Origin of the sequence: Streptomyces sp. NPDC046870, from assembly GCF_040704595.1 — a bacterium.
In the GTDB taxonomy this organism is placed as follows: domain Bacteria; phylum Actinomycetota; class Actinomycetes; order Streptomycetales; family Streptomycetaceae; genus Streptomyces; species Streptomyces argyrophylli.
Map to the genome: position 1 here is coordinate 14,850 of NZ_JBEYXM010000011.1, position 20,121 is coordinate 34,970.

Here is a 20,121-nt window from a genome sequence, read left to right on the forward strand (position 1 = left end):
CGCTCCTGGCCGGAAACCAGGCAGGAGTTGGCCGGAAAATCCACCCTCCCGCGCGATGAGTTCCACTGCCGCCGGCGGTCACCACCCTGAACCGACCGTCGGACAGGAGGACCCATGTCGTACCCGGAGATCGTCTCGCGCGAGCAGTGGCGCGCGGCGCGCGAGGAGTTGCTGCGCAAGGAGGAGGCGGTCAGACGGGCGCGCGAGGCACTCGGCGCCGAGCGGCGGCGGCTGCCCATGGTCGAGGTCGACCCGGAGTACGTCTTCGAGGGCGGCGACGGCAAGGCCACCCTGCTCGACCTCTTCGAGGGACGCGCCCAGCTCGTCGTCCACCACTTCATGTTCGCCCCGGAGTGGGAGACCGGCTGTCCGTGCTGCGCGGCCTTCCTGGACCAGGTCGGCCACCTCGCCCACCTCCGCGCCCGGAACACCTCCTTCGCGGCCGTCTCCCGGGCACCGTTCACCCGGATCCTGCCCTTCAAGGCACGGATGGGCTGGGCGGTGCCCTGGTACTCCTCGGCGCACAGCGCCGACGACGGCGACCGTGACCGCGGCTCCGGCCGAGACCGTGACTTCAACCGTGACTTCGAGGCCACCGTCGAGGCGGACGGCGGGCTGGTCGAGCGCCCGGGGCTCAGCTGCTTCCTGCGCGACCACGACCGGGTCTTCCACACCTACTCGGTGTACGACGACGGGCTGGACGGACTGGGCACCACCTCGGCACTGCTCGACCTGACCGCCCTCGGCCGCAGCCCGGACGGAACGGAGCGGCTCCGGCTGCATGACGAATACGACTACTGATGCGCAGTGATACCCCAGGTGCGAACGCCGACACGCGTAGTGCGGTCCCTGATACGGAGCGTGCGGTTCGTGTCACAAGGTGAGCGGACCCTCACCCTCCGCGCCGGCCCCGTTCCGACAATGTCTCAGTCCCGTCACTGACCGAGCCGTTTCCCCTCTCCAGGGCGTTAACTCCCTACACGTACGACGCTTTCTGGAGGTGCGAGATGGTGAACGGGCGAACGGTGCTCGAACGCTTTCCCGCCGGTGGTCCCCGGGGCTCCTGGCCCGCGGAGGAGTTCGCGCACGCCCGGCGACTCGAAGGGTTGCCCGCCGAGGTCGTCATGGACCTCGCGACGGACACCTTCCTCGTGATCGTCCGCGGCGGCGAGGCGGTCGAATGAGTGGTGCCGGGGCGGCGGTTCAGCCCGGCTCCGGGGCCGGCACCCGCACCGTGAACTGCTGCGCCTGGAGGGCGTACAGCTCCGCGTAGACACCGCCCCTGGACAGCAGCTCCTCCGGGGTGCCCGACTCCACCAGCCGCCCGTGCTCCAGCACGTGCACCAGGTCGGCATGCCGGACCGAGGCCAGCCGGTGGGTGATCAGGACGACCGTCTGCCCGCCGCCCGCCAGCGCCCGGATCTTCTCGAACACCTCCAGTTCGGCCCGCGCGTCCAGCGCCGCCGTCGGCTCGTCCACGATCAGGATGCTCCCGCGCCGGTAGGCGGCCCGGGCGATGCCGAGCCGCTGCCACTGGCCGCCGGACAGCTCGTGTCCGCCGCTGAAGTTCCGGGCCAGCAGGGTGTCCAGGCCGCGCGGCAGGTCCGCGACCACGTCCTCGGCGCCCGCCTCGGCGATCGACGTGGCCAGCCGTTCCTCGGTCATCGGCGCGGTGGAGCGGCCGACGGCCACGTTCACCCGGGCGGTGAACGGCCACCGCTTGAAGTCCTGGGCCACCATCGCGATACGCTCGGCGAGCAGCCGCCGGTCGGCACGGGCCGCGTCGACACCGTCCCACAGGATCCGGCCCCGGTCCGGTGTGTAGAGCCCCGCCAGCAGCTTGACCAGCGTCGTCTTGCCCGAGCCGTTCTCACCCACGAGGGCGATGATCCGGCCGAGGGGGAGGGTGAGGGTGACGTTGTCGAGGGCGGGGCGGGGGGTAACGGCCGGGCGCCCGCCGGCCGCACGCCGGCCGGACGGGTCCTTGCCGGTCGCATCCACGCCGGCCGGTTCCTCGCCGGTCCGGCGTCCCCCGGCCGGCTGGTGGTCCCTGGCCGGGTGTTCACCGGTCGTGCGCTCCGCGGGCGTGCGTTCTGCGGCCGGGTGGGGGACGGTCGCAGGCGGGGCGGTCGCGTGGTCGCCGGCCGGGTGCTGCTCGGCGGGGTGCCGCTCGGCCGGGGGCTCGTCGTGCGGGTAACTGAAGGTCACGTTCTCGAAGCGGATCTCCTTGGGGTCCTCCGGCAGCGGCTCGCCGCCCGCCGGGATGGCCCGCTCGGCCGCCGCGGCGTACAGCCGCTCGAGATCGCCGACGAAGAGGGCCTCCTCGTGCAGCTGGTTGATCTCCAGCACCAGCGTGTCCAGGCTCGCCGCACCCGTGCGGATCGCGATCACCGCCGTACCGGCCACCGCCAGGGCCATCGTGCCGGCCAGCAGCAGTGCGCCCAGCGTCGCGTACGTGGCGAGGGTCGCCAGGCCCGTCCAGGCCGCGGCGATCAGACCGGTCCGCGCGGCCAGCCGGGACAGCCGGGCCTGCTCCGCCTCCGCGGTCTCCGACATGGACCGGAAGTGGCGCAGCAGGAACGGACCCACACCGTGCACCCGGATCTCGGGCGCGGCGGCCGGCTCGGTGAGCAGGCCGCTGATCAGCTGACCCGCCCGCGCGTGCTGGACCCAGGTGTGGAAGGACTCGTAGCGGCGCCGGGCGTTGGTCAGCGCGCTCCAGGCGCTGGGCAGGGTCATGGTGACCAGCAGGGGCAGCAGCGCCGGGTGCAGCACGGCGAGCACGCCCGCCGCGGCGACCAGCGAGATCATCGCGTTGATCACCCGGGTGCTGTAGCCGATCATGTGCCGGGCGGACCGGGCGCCGTACTGGGCCGTGTCCAGCAGTTTGTGGAAGGCGTGGTCCTCGATCGCGGCCAGCTCGACGTTCGCCGCCCGCTCCAGGTACAGCTCGGTCGCCACCCGCTCCACCTTGGGTTCCAGCCGTCCGGTGGCGTAGACGGAGGCGGCCCGCAGCAGCGCGGCGACCAGGGTCACGGCGGCCATCACGACGAGGGCGGGGGCGGCCGCGCGCAGCCGCTGCTCGATGCCGGGGCCGGTGAGCAGCCTGCCGAGCGCGTCGTTCACGGCCAGCAGGCTCACCGCCTGGGCCACGCCCCGGCCCGCCTCGGCGGCCAGTACCACCCGCGCGGCGCGCGCGTCCGCCTGCCGGGCCAGCCGGAGACTGGACGACAGCATGCCGGGCAGCCGGGTCAGCATCGCCCGGAAGGACAGCGTGAGGAAGGCGTCCGCATGCTGGTTCCAGCCCATGTCGTACCGCAGCGGTCCGCCGAACAGCAGTCGTTCCGACGCCGACACCACCGGCTCGGACGCTTCCCGCCTCTTCCTCACCGTGACCTCCCGCACCCCGACGGAACGGCCACTATTCCGGCCGTGGACCCCGGCTCGGCAGGGCGCGAGCGGACGCACGAGGGGCGCGGAGGGAGCACGATCCGCGTGAGCGGCGCGGCGGGCGGGCGCTGGGTGGCGTGGAGGACCTGGCCCCGGCCCGGTGCTGGCGGACCTGCGGGCCGGGCGGTGGGAGTGACGGCCGGACCGGGGCGGCGCCGGTGGCGCCGGACAGCGCGCAGGGACGGCGGAAACGGCCGTGCCCGGGCGGCGACGGCTACGCCGAGACGGCCCGCGACCAGTCCGGCGCCGTTCCCGTCACCCGGCACAGGGCCAGATACAGCGGGATCGGCGGGGTGTACGGGACCGTGCCCTCCGGGCGATGGATGAGCCGCGCGGTGCCGGTGACCAGGGCGCCGACGGCGTAGTGGGCCGGGGACGGCCAGGGCAGGGCGTAGTCGGAGTCCGACGGGACGATCCACCACCAGTGGGAGCCGTCGGCGTACACGCATCCCAGCCGTGGCAGCCGGGGTACGACGAGCGGACCGAGGCGGTCGGGCACGGCGACGGCGTCGCAGCCGAGCGGGGCCGTCATGCCGTCCGGCAGGGACAGGCGGTGGGCCGGATCAGGGGCCGGGCGTCGGCGCTGCAGCCGTACCAGCGTGTCCAGGCCGAGGGCGTGTTCCTGGCCGGCACCGCCGCCGGCGGGCCGCCCGCCGGTCACGGCCGCTCCCCGCGAAGAGGGAACGCCGGTGCGTGGTGCGGGGCCTGGCTTGGTGTCGGGTGCTGCTCCGGGTGCGCGGCGTGCGGGTGCTGTTCCGCCTCCCCGTAGCCGTGCTGCTCGGGCAGCCGGTGTGCCGGTGGCCCGGCGGGGAGGTGCTGATGGTGCTCCGGCTCCCCCCGCCCGTGCGGTCCGGGAGTACCCGACCCGAGCTGCCCAAGCGCCCCGGGACCGAACGCACCGGAGCCGAGCTGCCCAGTCCCCCCGGGCCCTGGCTGTCCCGCCGTGCCCGGCCCGTTCAGCCGGGGAGTCCGCCGTTGCTGCTCCGGTACGGCGTCCCGGCGGCGCTCCCCGGCCGCGTGCCCGTGCTGCCCGAAGGCCACGTCCCCCTGCTGCCCGGGGGCCGCGCCCCGGCGTCCCTCCCGTACGGCGTCCCCGTGCCGCCCCGGTGCCGTACCCCGCCGCTCGTCCTGCGCCACCCGCCCACTCGCCTCGGCCGGCCGGTCGTTGTCGGAGTCGTCCGGGCGGCCCGGCTTGGGGCGGGCCCCCCAGCCCAGGTCGTCGCGCGGCTCGGCGGTGTCCCGGGCGGTGTCGTCCTGCCGGGGCAGCTCTGCCCAGACCAGCAGGCCGGGGCCGTGCTCCTGGGCACCCCAGGCCCGGCACAGCGCGTCGACGAGGAGCAACCCCCTCCCGTGCTCCTCGTCAGGTCGCTGCGGAGAAGGGTGGGGTTCGCCAGGAGCACAGCCCTCGTCACGTACGGCTATGCGCACCATGTCGTCGTGGTCGTGCAGCTCGCACACGACCCGGCCGCTCGCGGTGTGCACGATCGCGTTGGTGACCAGCTCGGATATGACCAGGGCAGCGCTGTCACAGGTGTCCGCGCACACCGCCCAGCCGGACAGCCGGGCCCGCGTCAGGCGTCTGGCCTGGGCGACGGAGCCCGGGTGTGCGGCCAGCTCGAAGCGGAACCTGCGTTCGGCAGTGCCCCCCGGGGAGGTCGCCGCCTCCCCCGCGTTCGAACCGGCTCGCGCGGGGGAACCCGCAGCGGCGCCGAGACCGGAACGGTCTGCGGCGGCGTCTGTTCCTAAAGGCGCGGACGGAATCACGCCTGCCACTATCGCCCTGCCATGGACACTTGGCAAGAGTCACTCTGAAAATTGCAGAGTGCTGTGTGACTCGGTCAGGGCTCGTGGCAGACTGCTGGCAACAGCACGTCGCGCGGCGCCAATTGGAGTCGTCGGAGGTCCGGCCCGGTCTTCGAATGAACCTTCGAGCGGCGCCGCAGGGCTGTCAGCGAACTTTTCGGTGGAGGTGGGAGCGTGAGCGAACCGCGGTCCGCGCCGACGGTGGGCCAGGTGGTCCTCGGCCGGCGCCTGCTGGACCTGCGGGAACGCGCCGGACTGAAGCGCGAGGAGGCCGCCCGCGTCCTCCGTGTCGCCCCCGCCACCGTCCGCCGCATGGAGATGGCCGAGGTCTCCCTCAAGATCCCGTACCTCCAACTGCTGCTGAGGGCCTACGGCGTTCCGGACGACGAGGCCGAGGTCTTCGTCCAGCTGGCCGAGGAGGCGAACAAGCCCGGCTGGTGGCAGCGGTTCCACGACATCCTGCCGGGCTGGTTCTCGATGTACGTCAGCCTGGAGGGCGCGGCCGGCCTCATCCGCTCCTACGAACCGCACTTCGTCCCCGGCCTGCTGCAGACCGAGGACTACGCGCGCGGGGTGCTCAAGTCCGGTGCCGTCGGCCAGACGAGCCCGGAGGACATCGAGCGGCACGTCGCGCTGCGCATGCAACGCCAGCAACTGCTCACCCGTCCCGACGCCCCCCGCTTCTGGGTGGTGATGGACGAGACCGCCCTGCGCCGCCCGGTCGGCGGCCCGGAGGTGATGCGCGCGCAGATCGACAAGTTGCTCCAGGCCACGGAGCTGCCCCATGTGACGCTCCAGGTCGCCCCGTTCGCCAACGGGCCGCACCCGGGCACGTACGGGCCCTTCGTGCTGTTCCGATTCGCCATGCCGGAACTGCCCGACATGGTCTACAGCGAGTACCTGACCGGCGCCGTCTACCTCGACGCGCGCACCGAGGTGGCGACCCACCTGGAGGTCATGGACCGCATGGCGGCGCAGGCCGCTACTGCACAACGCACGAAGGAGATCCTCCGGGATCTCCGCAAGGAGCTGTGAATGGATCGCATCAAGCCGCGCGGACACGTCTACAACGGCATGCCCGCGCGGGAGCTGGGAAGCGAGGGGTGGCACAAGCCCTGGAGCGGCGGCAACGGCGGAAACTGCCTGGAGGCGATGAAGCTGGCCGACGGGCGGATCGCCGTACGCCAGTCGACCGACCCGGACGGGCCGGCCCTGATCTACACCACGGCTGAGATGACCGCGTTCATAGAGGGCGCCAAGGCAGGGGAGGCCGATTTCCTCCTGTCCTGACGTCGACGTGTGTTGTTCCTGTGTCAATTCCCTAACTGTGCCAGCAAGTTGATCACTCATCGCGTGTGACGCCCACGGAGTGCCGCATGACGGGGCGGAACCCGACGGCCGTCGGGACCGACGCCGGCAAGCCGCGTCCCGCGCGATGTACGACTGGTATCTCGGCGGCGAGGACAACCACCCCGTCGACGAGTCGATGGGCCGGCAGCTGCCGGCCCTCGACCCCCGGGTGCCCCGGTGACGGCCCGGGTCACCCTTCACGCAGCGCGCCACGCGCCGGCCGGCCCGGCAGGGCGTACGGCAGCTCCCGGACATCGGCACCGGCACACCCGCCGAGCCGAACCTGCACCAGTCGCCCAGCGGATCGCCCCCGACGCCCGGGCCGTCCACCGCGACAACGACCCGATCGTGCCGGCCCACTCCGGTGCCCTGCTGCGCGGCATCCCGGAGGGCGTCACCGGGTATCCGCAGGCCGATGCCCGCGATCCTGACGCGATCACCGAGGGCGCCCGGCGCCTCCTGGACCCGGACCGGCCGGTCGCCCTGCTGGGCACGTCATCCCCGACGGGGACGGCGCGCACGCCCTCGTCTCCCGGCCGTCGGCCCAGAGGGACGGGGGTCGGCTGTCCGCCCGGCCGTCCGGCAGCCACCTGATGACGACCCACGCCACGGCCGACTTCACCCCCGAGGAGCCGGCGGCGGCCGTCGAGAAGCTCAAGGCCGCCGGTGTCACCCTCGCCCTGCGTTCCCGCGGGGAGTTCGCCCGCTTCTTCACCGGCCTCGAAACCGATCGACCCCGGGGCCGAGGGCGTCCACAAGTGGCACCCCGAACCGGGCGACCCGGTCCCGGGCCAGGACGACGGCATGATCCCCGGGTACGGGGCGGTGGCACGCAAGCCGCAGGCCGAAGTCCCAGCCCCGGCTTCCCCGGGCGGTCCCCGCCTACCCCGGCGGCAGCACCCCGCACAGCGCCTCCAGCGCGGCCCCGTAGACGTGTTCGGCCGGGGACGCGTAACCCACCACCAGGCCGTCACCGGCATCCGTCGGACTCCGCGGATGCCGGAACGCGGCCAGACTGTCGAGCGCGACGCCCTGCCACACGGCGGCCTTCACCGTCGACCGCTCCGTGCCGGGCGGCAGCCGCAGCACCGCGTGCAGCCCGGCCGCGATCCCCGCCACCTCGATGTGCGGCGCCCGCGCGGCGAGCGCCGCGACGAGCCGGTCCCGCCTGCGCCGGTACCGCTGCCGCATGCGCCGCACATGACGGTCGTACGACCCACAGGCGACGAAGTCCGCGAGAGCGAGCTGGTCCGGCACGCTCGCCCACCCCTCCCGCTCGCCCTTCGCCGCCAGCACCGGCTCCACGTACCGCTGCGGCAGGACCATCCAGCCCAGTCGCAGCGCCGGCGACAGGCTCTTGCTGACCGACCCGACGTGGATCACCCGCTCCGGATCGAGCCCCTGCAGCGCGCCGACGGGCCGGCGGTCGTACCGGAACTCGCCGTCGTAGTCGTCCTCCAGCACCACCGCCCCCCGCGCGCGTGCCCAGTCGATCACCGCCGCGCGGCGCTCCGGGTGCAGCGGACCACCGGTCGGGAACTGGTGCGCGGGCGTCAGCAGCACCGCCCGCTCGCGCCCCAGCGCGTCCACCCGCGCCCCGTGCTCGTCCAGCGGCAGCGGCACGGTGCGCACGCCCGCCGCCGCGAGCAGGTCCCGGTGGAACCCCAGCCCGTACGCCTCCACGCCCAGCGGACCACGCAGCACCCCGCCCGCACCCGGCCCGTCCCGGACGCCCCGGCCGAAGAGGAGCCGCAGCGCGTGCGCGAAACCCGAGCAGATCACAATCCGGTCCGGCTCGGTACGCACCCCCCGCGTGCGAGCCAGGTACTCCGTCAGCGTCTCGCGCAGTTCGCGGCGTCCGGCGGGGTCGCCCGGCCCGAACGCCTCGCTCGGCGCCGCCTGGAGCGCCCGGCGGTACGAGGCCGCCCACGCCGCACGCGGAAAAGCCGACGCGTCCGGCGTCCCCTGCCGCAGGTCGTGCACCGGCCCCCGTGCGCGCGGGGGTGCCGCGACGGGCGTTCGTACGGTGTCACGCAGCGGCTCGGCCCGCTCCGCCACCCGCGTCCCGGAACCCTGCCGGGCGGTCAGCCAGCCCTCGGCGACCAGCTCGGCGTAGGCGTCGGCCACCGTGTTGCGGGCCACCCCCAGGTCCGCGGCGAGCGACCGGTACGGCGGCAACCGGGTGCCCGGCGCCAGCCGCCCGCCGCGCACGGCCTCGCGCAGCGCCCTGGTCAGCGCCGCCCGCCGGCCACCCGGGCCCGACAGCTCCAGATGCAGATCAGCACCGATCCGTTCCGCGGAATTGACCCACGATTCCGTCATGGGAATGCACCCTACTGCCAGTCTTTTCGGTCCCTAGGTTGGAGACATGACGACGAACACGACCACCGCCGCTGCCCCCACCGTCGACCTCCCGCACGGCATCGCCGCGGCCGAGGCCACCCGTAGCCGCCTGGACTTCGCGAAGGCCGCCCCGAAGGTGTTCCGGGCGATCGTCGGCCTGGACGCCGCCGCCCGCGAGGGGCTCGAACCGGCCTTGGTCGAACTGGTCCAGATCCGCGCCTCCCTTCTCAACCACTGCGCCTACTGCCTGCACATGCACACCGGCGACGCCCGCAAGGCCGGCGAGAACGAGGACCGGCTGCACATGGTCGCCGTCTGGCGCGAGGCCCGGCACTTCTTCACCCCGAGGGAACAGGCCGCCCTCGCCCTGACGGAGGCGGTGACCCTGGTCGCCGACGGCGGCGTCCCCGACACCGTCTACGCCGAGGCCGCCGCCCACTTCGAGGACCAGGAACTGGCCCACGTCCTGTCCCTGATTCTCACGATCAACACGTGGAACCGCGTGGCCCTGGCCACCGGAAAGATCGCGGGCACCGACGAACGCGCCGCCCGCTGAGACCAGCCCCCCGGCGGTACCCGGCCGCACCCGTTCCCGTCCGTCTCTCCGTCGTCCGTCTCCCCGTCGCTGTGTCAGACCACCATCGGCCGGTCCGTGGGCCGGACCGGGGCCGGGAGCCGGGAACTCCCCGTCAGATAGTGGTCCACGGCCGCGGCGACCGCCCGGCCCTCCGCTATCGCCCACACGATGAGCGACTGCCCGCGCGCCGCGTCCCCGGCGGCGAACACCCCTGGGGCGTTGGTCGCGAAACCGTCGTCCCGGGCGATCGTGCCGCGCGGCTGCAACGCCAGCCCCAGCTGCTCGATGAGACCGTCCCCCTGGTCCGGCCCGGAGAACCCGAGGGCGAGCAGCACCAGGTCGGCGGGGAGCGTCCGCTCGGTACCCGGCACCGGAAGCCGCCGCTCGTCGACCTCCACCAGGTGCAGTGACCGCACATGCCCCCTCTCGTCGCCGGTGAAGCGGAGCGTGGACGCCGCGAACAGCCGCGCGTCCGCGTCCGCCGCCGGTGCCGTCCGCAGGTCCCGCGCCTCCTCGTGCGCGGCCGACAGCCGGTAGATCTTCGGGTACGTCGGCCACGGCTCGGCGTCCTCGTCGCGCTCCGCACCCGGCTGTGCGTAGATGTCCAGCTGGGTCACGGACGCGGCCCCCTCGCGCACCGCGGTCCCCAGACAGTCCGCCCCGGTGTCCCCGCCGCCGACGATCACGACGTGCTTGCCGGCGGCCGACAGCGGCGATTCCTCCAGGTCCCCCTCGCACACCCGGTTGGCCAGCGGCAGGTATTCCATCGCCTGGTGTATCCCGTCCAACGCACGGCCCGGCACCGGAAGTTCCCGCCATGCCGTCGCACCCGTGGCGATCACCACCGCGTCGTACCGGGACCGAAGCTCGGCCGCCGGGACGTCCCGGCCGACCGCCGTCGACGTACGGAACTTCGTCCCCTCGGCCCGCATCTGCTCGATCCGCCGCTCCAGGTGCCGTTTCTCCATCTTGAACTCGGGGATGCCGTACCGCATCAGCCCGCCGATCCGGTCGTCCTTCTCGTACACCGCCACCGTGTGTCCCGCCCGGGTCAGCTGCTGTGCCGCGGCCAGCCCGGTGGGCCCGGAGCCGATGACGGCGACCGTCTTCCCGGACAGCCGCTCGGGTGGCCGGGGGGGTGTGAACCCCTCCTCCCACGCCCGGTCGGCGATCGCGCACTCGACGTTCTTGATGGTGACGGCCGGCTGGTTGATCGCCAGCACGCACCCCGCCTCGCACGGCGCCGGACACAGCCGCCCGGTGAACTCCGGAAAGTTGTTCGTGGCGTGCAGCCGGTCGCTCGCCGACCGCCAGTCCTCCCGTGCGACCAGGTCGTTCCACTCGGGGATGAGATTGCCCAGCGGGCAGGCCTGGTGGCAGAACGGGACGCCACAGTCCATGCAGCGGTCGGCCTGCTTGCTGATGATGGGCAGGAGCGCGCCCGGGACGTACACCTCGTCCCAGTCCCGCACCCGCTGCTCCACGGGCCGCCGCGGCCACTCCTGGCGCGGCGTGGTCATGAACCCCTTGGGATCGGCCATGGCGTCTTCCTCGCGTACGGGCACCGGAGGCACCGGGTGTGCGAAGGGCCGTGCGTCGTCGGGCGGCGCTCTTGCGGCCACGATACGTCTCCGCGGACGCCCGCGCAGGGGGCGGACAGCGCTTTCTCCCGACGCCGCGCCGCCGGGGCGGCCCAGGCGAGGGCCGGTATGGAGAACAGGGCCGCCGCGGCGGAGGCGACCGTCCGGGCGTGGTTCCAGAACGTCCACTCGCGCACATACGCCGGCCAGTACACCGCGGCCTCCGGCGCCCCCGGGGTGAGCCGCCGGCCGGTCGTTGCGGGGCACGTTCGCGACGACCGTCAGCCCGAACGAGCCGGCCAGGTACAGCGCGCTCCCCAGCAGCAGCTCCACCTTCCCCTCCTGCGGCCACACCACGAACGTCACCACCGCGATCAGCGCGCACAACGCCGCCGACCCGGCGAACACGGTCATGAAGGCCGGCCGCACCGCCGCGGCGTTGATCGCGTTCATCGCCGCCACGCCCTGCGCGGGCGGCAGGGCCGCGAGTCCCCGCATCTCGAGGGCCGAGAACCCGCAGAACACCCCGGCCACCAGCCCGGTCCCGAGAACACCCACCACGACCAGCACGAAGAACGGCCCGCCGATCATCCCCGCACCCCCCATTCCGTCGCGCCCGGACCGCGGCCCGGCACCGACATCCCGCTCACCCGTCACCGCACCCCATCCACCCGCGGGCACGTCTTGGCCACTCCCACAGCTGCCACGCCCCACCCGGATACGGCTGGACGCCGAGGGTGCCGCCACCAGGGGGAGGCGCCCCGTCGGCACGGGAAGGCGTCGCCAAGGCCCAGCCGAGGCCCGCCGTCACACGGGCCCTCCGCCGACGCCCGCGGCCCTGCGAGCGCCAACCGGACCCACCCCGTCCACGTTCACCCCCAGCCCATTCCTCACCCCGCGTCCTCCGTACCAACCCCCTGCCACGCCCGCAGCACGCTCCCCACGGTCCCCGCGATCCGGCGCCGCGCCTCATACCGTGGGACCCCGCTCATCAAGAGCTGGTCGTACGCCGTGTCCCCATGCCGTACGCCCGCCACGACCGCCGAGATCACCGCCCCTTCGGTCAGTGCCCGCCCGGCCGCGCTGCGACCCACCCGTCCACTGCCCCGCACCGACGCGTGGGCCGCGATGGCGCGGGCCCGCTCGGCCGGGCAGCCGGGGAACAGCCGGAGGATCTCGGCCGCGAACGCCGCCGCGAACCGCTCGTCCTCCGCCGCCCGGCGCCGCGCGTCCCGCGCCCGCCGCCGGCGCCGGGCCTCCGCGTCCGCCAGACAGCGGGCCTCGGCCCGGGCCAGCGCGGGCTCCTCCACGAGCACGCCCTGGCGTTCGTAGCGGCTCTTGCGCCGGTTGAACCGCACGACCACCACCGACAGCCCGCTCTCCTCCCGCGATCTGCGGGTCAGGGCCGTGTCGCCGCGTGGCAGGAACACCAGGTGGCCGAGGTCGGCGCAGTCCAGGCAGCGCGGCGCCCCGTCCTCCAGCACCAGCAGCGACAGCGGACCGCGCCGGCAACCGGCACACCGCTTGCGCCTCAGTGGCTGGATGGCGACAAGGCGGCCGGGGGAGTGGGGAGTTGCGGGAAGCGCCATGCGCGGTACTTTCCCCGTCACCGCCCCCACCTCCCACGCCGCCCGCGTTCCTTCCCCCGTCGGTCAGTCAGCTCCCCCCTTCCTGTCCCGCATCTCGGAACTGGTGTTCCCGTCCCGGTAGTTGAACACCGACACCCGCGTACGGTGCCGCACCGGTTGCGCGATCTCGTCGACCACCGCCACCGCGAGGTCCGCGTACGACAGCCATGGCTCGGGACCGCCGACCGGCAACCGCTCCCCTCCGACCCGGTACCGCCCCGTCCGGACACCGCCGTGCTCCAGGTATCCGGCGGGCGTCAGCATCACCCAGTCCACGGGTCCGTCCCCGCGCTCCCGCAGCCGGTGCAGGCCGGCCGTGTGCGCCAGCGCGAACGGCCGGATCGCCGGTGGGAACGCGCCCGGGTCGTCCATCACCGGCCGCCCGTCCGCGCCGAGCAGGTTCGCCCCGAGGCCCACCGCGACGAGCCGGCCCACGCCGGCGGCGGCGAGTCCTTCGAGCAGTGCGTCCGCCGCCTTCACGAAGAACCCGGGATCGAGCGTGTCGAAACCCTGCTCCGGTCCGCTGAACGGCGAAACGGCGTGCACCGCCCCGGCATGTCCGGCGGCGACCCCCGTGACCGACCGGAGATCGGTGACATCGCCCCGCACCACCGTGACACCCTCCGCTGCGAGATCCGGATGTCTCGTCGGATCCCGCACCACGGCCGTCACCGCGTACCCACGGGCACGTGCCTCGGCCGTCACCGCCCGACCGGCCCGGCCCCCGGCACCGAAGACCACGATCCCGCTCATCCCTACCTCCAAGTCCAGCGCGGTCGCCCGCGATCGGACCAGGACGTTAGGGGCCGGACCCCCGGTTACCGCAACGGAATCGGCGCTACCCTCGACGGATGACCGACGCGACGGCCCACGACCGTGCCGCACCTCTCGATCCCGGCATGTTCCACCCCCTCTGTCCGTCGTCCGCCATGCCCATCCGGGTCGGCGACAAGTGGTCCGGCATGGTGATCCGCTGTCTCCAGGACGGCCCACGCCGTTTCGGTGAGCTGCGGGTCCCGCTCAGGGCCGTCACACCCAAGGTCCTCAGCGAGACCCTGCGCGCCATGGAGCGTGACGGTCTGGTGACCCGCACCGCGTACGACGAGAACCCGCCCCGCGTCGAGTACGCCCTCACTCCCCTCGGTCGCACCCTGGTTCCCCTCCTCGACGCCGCCCGCACGTGGAGCGAAACGCACCTCCCCGCGCTGCTCGCGGCCCGTCGCGCGGCCGGGCGGCCCGCCTGACGCCGGTACCCGCGCCGCTCTCGTCCGCCACCCGGCATCATGGGCGTGTGCGACTGGAAGCGATCACCTGGGAACGGCTGGCCGAGCGGATCGCCGACCGGCTGGCCGGTGCGGGACCGTCCGACGGCGCGGCCTGGCAGCGCGTCGGCTTCGACGGGGCGCCGGCCGCTCGTCCGGGAGACCTCGCCACGCGTGTTGGCGAGGCGCTGCGGGTGCGCGGCCGGCCCTCGCTCGTGATCGGCACCGAAGGCTTCCTGCGGCCCGCCTCGCTCCGCCTGGAGCACGGGCGGCGCGACGCGGAGTCCTACTACGACGGATGGTTCGACACGGGCGCCCTGTGGCGGGAGGTCTTCGGGCCCCTCGACCCCGGAGGCAACGGGCGGATCCTGCCCGACCTGTGGGATCCGGCCACGGACCGGGCCACCCGCAGTCCCTACGTCCCGCTCCCGCCCGGCGGCATCCTGTTGCTCCACGGCCCCCTCCTGCTGCGCCACTGGTTCCCCTTCGATCTGACCGTGCACCTCCTCCTCTCCCCGGGCGCCCTCCGCCGCCGTACGCCTGAGGCCGAGCACTGGACCCTCCCCGCCTTCGAGCACTACGAGGCCGAGACCGACCCGGCCGGCACGGCGGACGTCCTGGTGCGGGCCGACGACCCGCGCCACCCCGCCTGGAGCGGCTGATCCGGAAGCGCGGTCCGGAGAGCCGGCCGAGACCCGGGGCGTCGCCGGAACCCCGCCGGTCGAGGACAACAGGCTCCTCACCCTGTCCGGCGGCGGCCCCGAGCCCAGGTGTCCGTGGGAACCGGCACCTCGCAGCCGGGTCCCGGCAGCCCCCTGGACCCGCCACCCCCGCCGCTCAGAGCCAGCCGTTGCGGCGGAAGCCCCGGTACACCGCCAGACACGCCCCCGCCGTCACGGCCACGATCAATGGGTACCCGAACCGCCAGTGCAGCTCCGGCATGTGCTCGAAGTTCATGCCGTACACCCCGCACACCATCGTCGGCACCGCGATCACCGCGGCCCAGGACGTGATCTTCCGCATGTCCTCGTTCTGCGCCACCGTCACCTGCGCGAGATGTGCTTGCAGGATGGAGTTGAGCAGCTCGTCGAACGCGGCGATCTGTTCCTTGGCCCGGATCAGGTGGTCGAGCACATCCCGGAAGTACGTCTGTATCTCCGGGGCGACGACCCGTATCGGCCGGGTCGCCAGGTCCTCCAGCGGACGACTCAGCGGCACCACCGCCCGCTTCAGCTCCAGCAGTTCGCGTTTCATCTGATAGATGCGGCCCGCGTCCAGACGCCCGCCGTTCTCCGAGAACACGTCCGTCTCGACCTGGTCGATGTCGGCCTGCACCGCGTCCGTGACGCTGAGATAGTCGTCCACCACATGGTCGGCGATCGCGTGCAGCACGGCCGCCGGTCCCTTGGCCAGCTGGTGCGGGGCCGCCTCCAACTCCTCGCGCAGTGGCCCCAGCGAGCCGTGCCGGCCGTGCCGCACCGTGATCACGAAGTCCTCGCCGACGAACACCATGATCTCGCCGGTGTCCACCACCTCACTCGTCGCCGTCAGCTGTTCGTGCTCCACGTAACAGACGGTCTTGAACACCGCGAAGAGCGTGTCGCCGTAGTGCTCCAGCTTCGGCCGCTGGTGTGCCTCGATCGCATCCTCCACCGCCAGCGGGTGCAGGTCGAACAGCTCGGCGATGCCCGTGAACTCACGGTCCGTCGGCTCGTGCAGCCCGAGCCAGACGAAGCCCTCGCCGGTCTTGCGCACGAGCCGCACGGCGTCCACCAGGTCGGCGCACCCGGGCACGCGCACACCGTCCTGATACGTCACGCAGTTCACCACCGACGAGCCCAGCGGCGACCTGGCGGGGTGGCTCAGGTCCACGCGCGACCGGCGCCGGGCCAGCCGTGCCACCTTGCGCAGGCCGCCGACCCTGCCCAGCCCCGTGACCTTCCGCAGATTCACTGCCATGGACATCTGGATCTCCCCGTGTGGATCTCCTCGCGCGACGCTTTCGCGCCTTTGCCCGGCAAGTCTGCCAGCCCCGGGCGAAGCGCGGGCAAGCCTGTGGGAGCAGGCAGTTCCGCTTTGTTCCCGCCTGTGGACGAAGGGGCGACCGAGCCGGACGGACCGGCTGACCGGGATGATGGGGCCATGGCGCGCTCCGACGGATACCTCCTGGACAACCGGCAGAACGAGGCGGGCGAACGCTTCGACGCCTTCACCGCCCTCTTCGATCCCACGACCTTCCGGCACCTCGAAGGACTCGGCGTCGGCCCCGGCTGGTGCTGCTGGGAAGTGGGGGCCGGCGGCCCCTCCGTCGCGTCCTGGCTCGCCGGGAAGGTCGGACCGGCCGGTCAGGTCGTCGCCACCGACATCGACACCTCCCGGCTCACCGCCGCGGACCGCCCGCCGGTGGAGATCCGCGTCCACGACGTGGGCGCCGAGGAGCCTCCGGGGGAGGGCTTCGACCTGGTCCACGCCCGGCTCGTCCTCGTGCACGTACCCGACCGGGAACGGGCGCTGCGGAACATGATCAAAGCCCTGCGGCCCGGCGGACGCCTGCTGATCGAGGACGCCGACCCCGCCCTCCAGCCCCTGACCTGCCCCGACGAGTACGGCCCCGAGCAGCGGCTCGCCAACCGGCTGCGCCAAGGCTTCCGCAAGCTGCTCGCCGACCGCGGCGCCGACCTCTCGTACGGCCGTAAGCTCCCGCGGTTGCTGCGCGAGGCCGGACTACGCGGAGTCGAGGCCGACGCGTACTTCCCCGTGGCCTCGCCCGCCTGCACCGCCTTGGAGGCCGCGACGGTCCGTCAGATCCGTGGCCGGCTCGTCGCCGCCGGCCTGGCCACCGATGCGGAGATCGACGAGCACCTGGCCAACGTGGAGACCGGCACGATGGACCTGACCACCGCGCCGATGATCTCGGCATGGGGGCGCAAGGAGTAGCCGGGGGAGCGGGCAGCCGCGGCTGCCGGACCGTTTCGGCGACCGACGGCTCCGCGTGCCTGCCGGCCTCGCTGTCCGCAGAGCCTGGAGTCCGCGTGCCTGCCGACAGGTCCTGGCGTCCGCGTGCCTGCCGACGCCGACAGGGCCCGGCATCCCGCACAGGGCCTCCTGCCGAGTCACCGTGCGCAGGCCTCCACATCTCGCGGAGGCGGCCGGCCTGCGCCCGTCCGCTCAAGGCCCGTCCCCCGGATGCGGTGGTCTGCCGCCCACTCGTCCGACCGCCACCGCACCCGCCCGGCAACCCCGTGCCGCAGCTTCCTCCGGGGCCGCGCCCGCGAGGAGGGCGGCCAGGAACGCACCGGTGAAGGCGTCACCCGCGCCCGTGGTGTCCCGGGGGTCCGCCGGCACGGCCGGAACCCGGGCCGGCGCGGCGCCGGAACGGGCCACCAGCGCTCCCTCCGGACCCGCCTTGGCCACCACCAGCGGCACGAGACGGCTCAGCTTCGCCGCCGCGTCCGCCGGATCCGGCAGCCCGGTCAGCAGGCATGCCTCGTCCCGGCTGGGCAGCAGCACGTCCAGCCCCTCGGCGAACGCCAGGAAGCGGTCCACCCCCAGCTCGACCAGGAAGCCGGCCGAAGCCGGGTCCAGGCTGACCGGTACACCACGCGCGCGTGCCGCCGCGAGCGCCGTCTCCGCGAGCGCCCGGCTCGACCCGGTGAACAGCAGATAGCCCGACAGATGCAACCGGGCCACCCCGTCGAGCAGCGTGTCCGACCAGTCGGCGGGGCCGAGCCGCAGCGATGCCCCGCTGTCCGTCAGGAACGTCCGCTCGGCCGCCGCACCCGTGTCGACGAGGCAGATCACGGTGCCGGTCGCTGCCTCCCGGTCCACCACGAGGCGGGGCCGTACCCCGGCCGCGACCAGCTCCCGCTCGTGCCACGCGACGGCGTCCGTGCCCACCCGCCCCAGCAGCCGCACGTCCGGGCAGCCCGCGTGGGCGGCCCAGCAGGCCACGTTGGCGCCCGCGCCGCCCGGCAGCCTCCGGATCGCGGCGGCCGTGTCGGTGCCGGCCGCGAGAGGCCCCCGATGCCGGGCGATCACGTCCGTGACCACGTCGCCGACGACCAGCAGCGCGCCGTTCCGCCCCGCGGTCACCCCCTGGCCCAGGCCGTGGAGATCCGCGCCGCGAGCCGGACGTTCCCGCGCACCGCCGCCAGGTTGGCGCTCAGCGAGGCACCGTCCGTGTGCCGGACCAGGTGGTCCAGCAGGAACGGGGTCACCGCCTGCCCGGTGACACCCTGCTCCGCGCAGACGCGCAGCGCGTCGGCGAGCACACGCGCGTGCAACTCGGGATCCAGCTGTTCCGTCTCCGGGACCGGATGGGCGACGATCAGCGCCGAGTCCGGGGCGTCCAGCGCGTCCTGGGCGCGCATGACAGCGGCGACCTGCTCCGGAGTGTCCAGCCTCCAGTCGACCGGATGCCCCGAGTCCGACAGGTAGAAGCCGGGGAACCGGTCGGTGCCGTACCCGGCGACGGCCACGCCCAGTGTCTCCAGCCGCTGCAGCGTCGCTGGTACGTCCAGGATCGACTTCACGCCCGCGCACACCACCGTGATCCGGGTCCGTGCCAGCAGCCCCAGGTCCGCGGACTCGTCCTGCGTCACGGTCCACTCCCGGTGCACCCCGCCGAGCCCACCGGTGGCGAACACCCGCACCCCCGCGAGGGAGGCCAGCCGCGCCGTCGCCGACACGGTGGTCGCCCCGCTCGCCCCCGCCGCCACGGCGAGCGGCAGGTCACGATGGCCCAGCTTGCGGATGCCGTCCTCGTTGGCGACCCGCTCCAGCTGGTCCTTGTCCAGGCCGACCCGGGGCCGCCCGTCCAGCACGGCGATGGTCGCCGGCACGGCACCCTCCCGCCGCACCGCCTCCTCCAGCTCCAACGCCACCTGCATGTTGCGCGGGCGGGGCAGGCCGTGCGCGATGATCGTGGACTCCAGAGCCACCACCGGCCGCCCCGCGTCGATCGCCTCCCGGACTTCTTCCGACACCACCAGCACCACGTGCCCGCCTCCCGTCCGTCGGTCCTTCCTAGTCTCTGGCGGGCGGCGAGCACGGATAAACGCTTGTGACCCGTCACGGGGGCCACCAGCCTGGTGGGCATGAGGAACAACACCACGCGCCTCGACCACGTCGTCCTGTGGGTTGCCGACCCGGTCGCCGCGGCCGCCTTCTACGAGACGGCCGTCGGTCTGGAGCCGGTCAGGGTCGCCGACTTCGCGGAGGGCACGGTGGCCTTCCCTTCCGTACGCGTCAACGAGGACACGATCCTCGACCTCGCCCCGCACGGCTTCGCCGGGCAGATGAGGATGCTGCCCGGTTCCGCGGACAGCGCGGGCCACCCCGTCAACCACGTCTGCCTGTCGCTGCCGGCCGAGGACTTCGACGCCCTGAAGGACCGCCTGGAGGAACACGGCGTCCCCGTGTCGGGCATCGACCACGGTCTGTCCGGTGCCCGCGGCGACGCCACGCGCAGCTTCTACTTCCGCGACCCGGACGGCAACGTCTTCGAGGCCCGGCACTACGACGACTAGCGGCGCCCCAAACCGGTCAGAACAGCGGCTCCGGCAGCACGCCCTCCAGGGCGAGCAGCTTCCGCTTGGTCTCCAGTCCGCCCCCGAAACCACCGATGCCGCCGCCGCTCTCCACCACCCGGTGGCACGGGACGACCACCGGCAGCGGATTGGCACCCATCGCCGCGCCGACCGCCTGGGCCCCGCCGGGCTGGCCGACGCGGCCCGCCAGATCGCCGTACCCCACCACGGTGCCGTACGGCACACCGGAGGCCAGTTCCCGCAGGACCTGCCGGTTGAAGCCGGAGATCAGCGACCAGTCCAGCGGCAGGTCGAAGTCGTGCCGCCGGCCCGCGAAGTACGCCCGCAGCTGGCTTGCGGCCTCGCTCAGCAGCGGCGAGTCCGGGTCCTGCACGGGCTCGGAACCCAGCCGTGCGGCCAGCCGCTCCAGCGCCCGGTCACGCACCGCGTCCGAGGCGTGGAAGACGACGTTGACCAGGCCGTCGCGGGTCGCCGCCAGCATCAGCGGGCCGATGTCCGTGCCGACGACGGCCCACACGACCCGCTGCTCATCCTGCCCAAGGCTGTCCATGCGCCTACGGTACGACCCGCCACTGACAA

Annotated in this window: 19 protein-coding genes and 3 pseudogenes; 10 read left to right on the top strand and 12 right to left on the bottom strand. The window is 73.6% G+C overall.

Annotation, left to right across the window (positions count from 1 at the left end):
* Positions 1-114: 114 nt before the first annotated feature.
* Together AB0946_RS23385 and AB0946_RS23390 are read left to right on the top strand one after the other, a co-directional pair.
* Entirely contained in the window at positions 115-801 is a 687-nt protein-coding gene (locus AB0946_RS23385; RefSeq protein WP_366762579.1) for a DUF899 domain-containing protein, read from the top strand.
* 206 nt (positions 802-1,007) lie between these two features.
* Complete coding sequence (locus AB0946_RS23390; RefSeq protein WP_366762580.1) at positions 1,008-1,184, top strand: hypothetical protein; 177 nt, start codon at positions 1,008-1,010, stop codon at positions 1,182-1,184.
* 19 nt (positions 1,185-1,203) lie between these two features.
* Here AB0946_RS23390 and AB0946_RS23395 read toward each other — a convergent pair whose 3' ends face one another.
* The 3 genes and pseudogenes from AB0946_RS23395 to AB0946_RS23405 all read right to left on the bottom strand — a co-directional run.
* Positions 1,204-3,390 (bottom strand): ABC transporter ATP-binding protein, encoded by a 2,187-nt coding sequence (locus AB0946_RS23395; RefSeq protein ID WP_366762581.1) that lies wholly within the window; start codon positions 3,388-3,390, stop codon positions 1,204-1,206.
* A 274-nt stretch (positions 3,391-3,664) separates the two neighbouring features.
* Positions 3,665-4,111 (bottom strand): hypothetical protein, encoded by a 447-nt coding sequence (locus AB0946_RS23400; protein ID WP_366762582.1) that lies wholly within the window; start codon positions 4,109-4,111, stop codon positions 3,665-3,667.
* Between the two features lie 509 nt (positions 4,112-4,620).
* Positions 4,621-5,223, bottom strand: a pseudogene (locus AB0946_RS23405) (ATP-binding protein); the annotation flags it as partial.
* 204 nt (positions 5,224-5,427) lie between these two features.
* Here AB0946_RS23405 and AB0946_RS23410 point away from each other — a divergent pair.
* From AB0946_RS23410 to AB0946_RS23420, 3 genes and pseudogenes are all read left to right on the top strand, one after another.
* Positions 5,428-6,288: a helix-turn-helix transcriptional regulator gene (locus tag AB0946_RS23410; RefSeq protein WP_366762583.1), complete on the top strand. Its 861-nt coding sequence runs from the start codon at positions 5,428-5,430 to the stop codon at positions 6,286-6,288.
* Positions 6,289-6,543, top strand: coding sequence for a DUF397 domain-containing protein (locus AB0946_RS23415; protein ID WP_171157330.1), 255 nt, complete (start codon positions 6,289-6,291; stop codon positions 6,541-6,543).
* Between the two features lie 86 nt (positions 6,544-6,629).
* Positions 6,630-7,443, top strand: a pseudogene (locus AB0946_RS23420) (SAM-dependent methyltransferase); the annotation flags it as partial.
* A gap of 42 nt (positions 7,444-7,485) precedes the next feature.
* On the opposite strand, the gene AB0946_RS23425 reads toward AB0946_RS23420, so the two are convergent.
* A complete protein-coding gene (locus AB0946_RS23425; protein ID WP_366762584.1) occupies positions 7,486-8,925 on the bottom strand; it encodes a PLP-dependent aminotransferase family protein in 1,440 nt (479 codons plus the stop codon).
* A gap of 46 nt (positions 8,926-8,971) precedes the next feature.
* On the opposite strand from AB0946_RS23425, the gene AB0946_RS23430 reads away from it, so the two are divergent.
* Positions 8,972-9,502, top strand: a complete 531-nt coding sequence (locus AB0946_RS23430) for a carboxymuconolactone decarboxylase family protein (RefSeq protein ID WP_366762585.1) — start codon at positions 8,972-8,974, stop codon at positions 9,500-9,502.
* 74 nt (positions 9,503-9,576) lie between these two features.
* Here the strand turns inward: AB0946_RS23430 and AB0946_RS23435 are convergent, their stop codons facing one another.
* The 4 genes and pseudogenes from AB0946_RS23435 to AB0946_RS23450 all read right to left on the bottom strand — a co-directional run bounded on the left by AB0946_RS23435 (position 9,577) and on the right by AB0946_RS23450 (position 13,484).
* Entirely contained in the window at positions 9,577-11,064 is a 1,488-nt protein-coding gene (locus tag AB0946_RS23435) for a glutamate synthase subunit beta (RefSeq protein WP_366762586.1), read from the bottom strand.
* Positions 11,065-11,219: 155 nt separating this feature from the next.
* Positions 11,220-11,694, bottom strand: a pseudogene (locus AB0946_RS23440) (anthrone oxygenase family protein); the annotation flags it as partial.
* A 299-nt stretch (positions 11,695-11,993) separates the two neighbouring features.
* Positions 11,994-12,692, bottom strand: coding sequence for a DUF2293 domain-containing protein (locus tag AB0946_RS23445; protein ID WP_366762587.1), 699 nt, complete (start codon positions 12,690-12,692; stop codon positions 11,994-11,996).
* Between the two features lie 63 nt (positions 12,693-12,755).
* The gene (locus tag AB0946_RS23450) at positions 12,756-13,484 is read right to left on the bottom strand and encodes an NAD(P)H-binding protein (protein WP_366762588.1); all 729 of its coding nucleotides are present in this window, start codon (positions 13,482-13,484) and stop codon (positions 12,756-12,758) included.
* 98 nt (positions 13,485-13,582) lie between these two features.
* Between AB0946_RS23450 and AB0946_RS23455 the strand changes: the two genes are divergently transcribed.
* Entirely contained in the window at positions 13,583-13,975 is a 393-nt protein-coding gene (locus tag AB0946_RS23455; RefSeq protein WP_366762589.1) for a helix-turn-helix domain-containing protein, read from the top strand.
* A 47-nt stretch (positions 13,976-14,022) separates the two neighbouring features.
* Positions 14,023-14,655 (top strand): uridine kinase, encoded by a 633-nt coding sequence (locus AB0946_RS23460; protein WP_366762590.1) that lies wholly within the window; start codon positions 14,023-14,025, stop codon positions 14,653-14,655.
* Positions 14,656-14,830: 175 nt separating this feature from the next.
* On the opposite strand, the gene AB0946_RS23465 is transcribed toward AB0946_RS23460, so the two are convergent.
* Entirely contained in the window at positions 14,831-15,958 is a 1,128-nt protein-coding gene (locus AB0946_RS23465) for a magnesium and cobalt transport protein CorA (protein ID WP_366762591.1), read from the bottom strand.
* A gap of 177 nt (positions 15,959-16,135) precedes the next feature.
* Here AB0946_RS23465 and AB0946_RS23470 point away from each other — a divergent pair, with 177 nt between their 5' ends.
* Positions 16,136-16,930: a methyltransferase domain-containing protein gene (locus AB0946_RS23470; protein ID WP_366762592.1), complete on the top strand. Its 795-nt coding sequence runs from the start codon at positions 16,136-16,138 to the stop codon at positions 16,928-16,930.
* A 231-nt stretch (positions 16,931-17,161) separates the two neighbouring features.
* On the opposite strand, the gene AB0946_RS23475 is transcribed toward AB0946_RS23470, so the two are convergent.
* Positions 17,162-18,085, bottom strand: a complete 924-nt coding sequence (locus AB0946_RS23475; protein WP_366762593.1) for a PfkB family carbohydrate kinase — start codon at positions 18,083-18,085, stop codon at positions 17,162-17,164.
* Positions 18,082-18,990 (bottom strand): pseudouridine-5'-phosphate glycosidase, encoded by a 909-nt coding sequence (locus AB0946_RS23480; RefSeq protein WP_366762594.1) that lies wholly within the window; start codon positions 18,988-18,990, stop codon positions 18,082-18,084. Before AB0946_RS23480 ends, AB0946_RS23475 begins: the two co-directional genes overlap by 4 nt.
* A gap of 99 nt (positions 18,991-19,089) precedes the next feature.
* On the opposite strand from AB0946_RS23480, the gene AB0946_RS23485 reads away from it, so the two are divergent.
* A complete protein-coding gene (locus tag AB0946_RS23485; protein WP_366762595.1) occupies positions 19,090-19,521 on the top strand; it encodes a VOC family protein in 432 nt (143 codons plus the stop codon).
* A 16-nt stretch (positions 19,522-19,537) separates the two neighbouring features.
* Here AB0946_RS23485 and AB0946_RS23490 read toward each other — a convergent pair whose 3' ends face one another.
* Positions 19,538-20,092 carry a methylated-DNA--[protein]-cysteine S-methyltransferase gene (locus tag AB0946_RS23490; RefSeq protein WP_366762596.1) on the bottom strand — a complete coding sequence of 185 codons (555 nt, stop codon included), beginning with the start codon at positions 20,090-20,092 and terminating at the stop codon, positions 19,538-19,540.
* Positions 20,093-20,121: the final 29 nt, after the last annotated feature.